We start from the raw sequence: 4,275 nt of genomic DNA, 5'->3' as shown, positions 1-4,275 counted from the left end.
CAAGACGAGCAACTACCAAAGCAGCGATTTCGACTGCTCCCCGCCGATCGTCTTCCTGCCATTGCAACACAGCGACCACGGGCTCGACACGAACTCGAACACTCTCTTTGACTACCTCGTCGCCAACATCTCGATCGATGCGTCCTTCTCCTGGGATTACACGATCGTGGGCAGGCTCTACGATATCACCCGCACCAACTCGATCACTTCGACGTGGAACACGAGCCATCTCACAACGGGAGTGAACGTCCTTCCCCTCTGGCTGAGCGGGACGGAAATATACAACAGAACGATAGACGGCCCCTACAACCTCACCCTTGTTTCGTACGATGTCTACGGACACAACCTTCAGAGGTCGTACTACAACACGAGCTCGTACACCTACGATGAGTTCGAGCACGAAGTGCCGGACACTGAACCTCCGGAGACTAGCAGCGTGCTTGTGGACGGGCTGCCCTCCGTGACCGTTGACGAGGGGACAAGCGTCACGCTTACAGCGATGATCTCGGATTCCACGACTGGCGGTTCCGACATCGGCAGCGCAAACTACACAATAGGGTTCCAGAACTGGGACGGGACCGCAATGGGCCCGGTGGACGGTGACCTTGACAGCCCGACGGAGGAAGTAAGGGCGTGGGTCGATACGACTGACTGGGTTCCAGGGGACTACGACCTCTACGTCTATGGATGCGACGTGGTCCCGAACTGCAACGCCACCTCGACCGCCCACGCGACGATAACAATCGAGCTGGAGACGACCCCGCCCGAGGTCTACGACGTCGCGATAGACGGACTGCCAGGTCAGACATACTACCTCTCGACGAAGCCTGCCACGTTCAGGCTCTCTGCGGAGATAGACGATAGATTGGCGGGCGACTCGAACATCGGCGGGGCGAACTACACGACGAGTCCCGCAGTATGGCCGGGTATCATGATGTTCCCGCTCGACGGCTCCTTCTTCGACTCTCCAAATGAGACGGTCTACCGAGACATAGACACGCCCGGCGTTGGGAGCTACAACTACCATGTCTACGGATGGGATGTGGTCCCCAACCATAACAACATGGGGCCGTTCGCATCCCTGACGATCCTGGACGACATTCCTCCAGAGATATCGAGCGTGCTCATCGATGGAGGCCCCTCTGCATCGATAGTCGAGGGGACTCCTTCCGTTCTCCTGAGTGCAACGATAGACGACGCTGGCACCGGCGGTTCCGCCATTCAGAATGCCAACTATACGATAGGCGCACAGGCCTGGCCAGGGTGGGACATGAACGCGACTGACGGAACATTCGATGAGCCCGCTGAGGCCGTCAACGCGACCGTGGACACATCCGCTCTCCCGCTCGGCTCCTACGACCTCTGCGTGTACGCGGTGGACGGAAGCACTCTCCAGAACGAGAACACCACGGGAAGCTGCGCGCAGCTTCATGTCCTCAGCGAGAACGAGCCTCCTGAGATATGGAGCGTGCTCATCGACGGTCAGTCCGTCAGGACCGTGCCCATCTCCTCGCTTCACATCGCCTGCACCATAACCGCGACAATCGATGACAGCAACACGGGCGGGTCCGACATCGCGGGTGCGAACTACACGACGCCGACGCCCACATCCTGGCCTAGCTACGTCATGAACGCGAGCGACATGGCGTACGACTCACCGACGGAGGGTGTGATCACATCGTTCTCCCCCCCTTCGGTCGTGGGGACTTACGAGTACTACGTTTACGCGTGGGACGAGAGGGGCAACTACAACAACACCGCGCCCTTCGCCACCCTCATCGTGGTGGACGACCTCCCGCCAGAGACCTCCGACGTGCTCGTGAACGGGATGGGCTCCATCTCCGTCCCGCAGGGGTCGCTCTTGACCCTCACGGCCGTGGTGAGCGACGTCCCCGCAGGAAACAGCGACATCATCGGCGCGAACTATACCGATGGCTTCGCAGACTGGGCGAGCAGTGTGAACATGACCGCGGTGGATGGCCTGTTCAACTCTCCCATGGAGGCTGTGGAAGCATCCTTGGATACAACAGGCTGGGCTCTGGGTGTGCACGAGATCTACGTCTATGGGGCGGACTCCGCGGGCAACGGGAACGTCATGTCGACTCTGCATGTCACGATAACGATAACTTCTCCCGACACGCAACCGCCAGAGATCCTGAGCGCGCTGGTGAACGGAAACACCTGGGTCGATGTCCTTGGCGGCGATTCCGTCGTCCTCAACGCCACGGTGACGGATGCGAGCACGGGCGGCTCGAACGTTAGCGGGGCGAACTACACCCTTGGCACACAGAATTGGCCAGGGACCCCGATGGACCCGGCGGATGGAGGGTTCGACTCCCCCGTCGAGGACGTCACCGTCGTCATCGACACGACGGGCTGGGCGATGATGAACCACACCGTCTGCGTGTACGCGTGGGATATCGTTCCCAACGAGAACACGACCTCCGCGGCATGCGTCCGCGTCGACGTTCAGGCTATCAGGCCACTCCCGCCCGCGATGACGGGAGCCGATCTCGCCGGTCCCGGGCTCGTTGATGTCCTGATAAGGTGGAACCGATCCGGGGACGACGGTCTGGGGAAGGATGACGTCGTCGGGTATGACATCTACCAAGCCACGAGCCACTCGGGACCGTACGCATACGTCACGAGCGTGCCCGCCACGGATTCGCCCGAGTACAACTGGACCTGCAGCGGCTGCGGGCTCGGGGACCCGAGCGCCTACTTCTTCTACGTCGAGGCGGACAACGGGAACCTGACCAGAGCGAGCCCGAACAGGGTGTCCAAGTTCCTCACATCGCTCATCGCGGGCCCGCAACTGATCTCGGTCCCGCTCATCCTCTCCAGCGGAGATGTGCCCTTCGCCCTCCGGACCGTTCAGTTCGACATGGCGTACTACTACGATTCCTCGGACGCGAGCGACCCGTGGAAGTCCTACATGCCATTCAAGCCCTACAAGGGCGACCTCACGACAGTCGACAGGACGATGACCCTCTGGGTAAACGTGACCTCTCCGAGCGACCTCGTCGTCGCGGGCCTGGTTCCTGACACGACGGCGATCACGCTTCGAGCGGGTTGGAACCTCGTGGGATTCCCGTCCTTCGCATCCGCGTACACGGTCGCTGACCTGAAGGTCGACGTTAACGCCTCGAACGTCGAGGAGCCGGACCCGTTGGCGCTGCCCTACGGCCTGAAGAAGATGCTGGACACGGACGTGTTTCTGGCGGGCAGGGGATACTGGATAGAGGTTCCCGAGGACGTCGTTTGGACGGTGACCGGCTGACGCTTCCGCTCATCTAGGTCCCGCATTCTGCACGAAGAAGAGTTCCCACCTGAGCAGCTAGACATTATTGCAGGTCCGGACACCATGTCTGTTACAGGGGCCAGGGACTGGTCCGGCTTGAATGATGTATCATATTTCTTCAGACAATTTCACGAAAAATCCTTACATCATCGTCAACGGTAGGATTTCTTGGAGCCATACACTAGCCATACGGCGAAAAACTTATAAGGAGATGAAGCAATCTACGGGAAGACACACACCTTCAAATACAATGATAAGGGGGAGATGTAACGAAGGGGGGAAAGACGCTTCCGTTCGAGGTTCGGAACTCGAGCACGTTCACTTTGGTGAGGATCACAGAGGGGGTGAGTCACGAGTAGACGATAAACACCAGCGGGCAGCTCGCACTTGAGAAGAACAGACTGCCCACTGATGTGCACCACACACGGAGCGTGATGCAATAAGAAATAGGACGCCGGGGATATTTAAGGATAACGGGGTGATTGGCGGGCCCGCCGATTCTCTTCTGGAGGGGGGAGTGTTCTGGTTTACGCTGTCGTAGCCTATCCGTCCCTCCGGGATGAGAGCCGAGCCGGCACCATACTGCTCAAGACTAGAAGGCACGTGGCCGACATCATCGTCTGCGTCAGGGAGGAAGATTCCGAGATCGCGGCGATCGCACGATTGGCGGGGGCCCAGGTCCTGACGCCTGCCCGGCGGAAGTCGAAGTGTCCCGTGAGGCCTCTGCTTGAGGCCGTTGCCGCCAGGAATCCCGACATCCTCGTCCTGAACTGCGGCGACACGTGCGATCCGAACTGCATCCCGAGACTGCTTCTGCCCTTGGAGAACGACGGCGTGGACGTCGTCGAGGCGCCCTGGTCCGGCTTCCGGGCATTCTCCCGCCAGGCCCTCGGGCTGCTCCGAGCCAACGACGGCGATGTGGAGCTCCCCGACAAGAACGGGCTCAACGTGAAGCATCTGTCCAAGCCGCCCGC

At 60.2% G+C, this 4,275-nt stretch carries 2 protein-coding genes; both read left to right on the top strand.

What is annotated here, in order from left to right; all coding sequences use genetic code 11:
* On the top strand, window positions 1-3,280 hold a 3,280-nt coding region (locus tag LN415_09510; GenBank protein MCJ2557321.1), incomplete at its 5' end, for a hypothetical protein.
* A 624-nt stretch (window positions 3,281-3,904) separates the two neighbouring features.
* Window positions 3,905-4,275: hypothetical protein (locus LN415_09505; GenBank protein ID MCJ2557320.1), on the top strand; the 371-nt coding region annotated here is incomplete at its 3' end.

Source organism: Candidatus Thermoplasmatota archaeon (assembly GCA_022848865.1).
Taxonomy (GTDB): domain Archaea; phylum Thermoplasmatota; class Thermoplasmata; order RBG-16-68-12; family JAGMCJ01; genus JAGMCJ01.
Note: the sequence above shows the minus strand (reverse complement) of the source record. Positions and strands in the feature narration are given on the sequence as shown.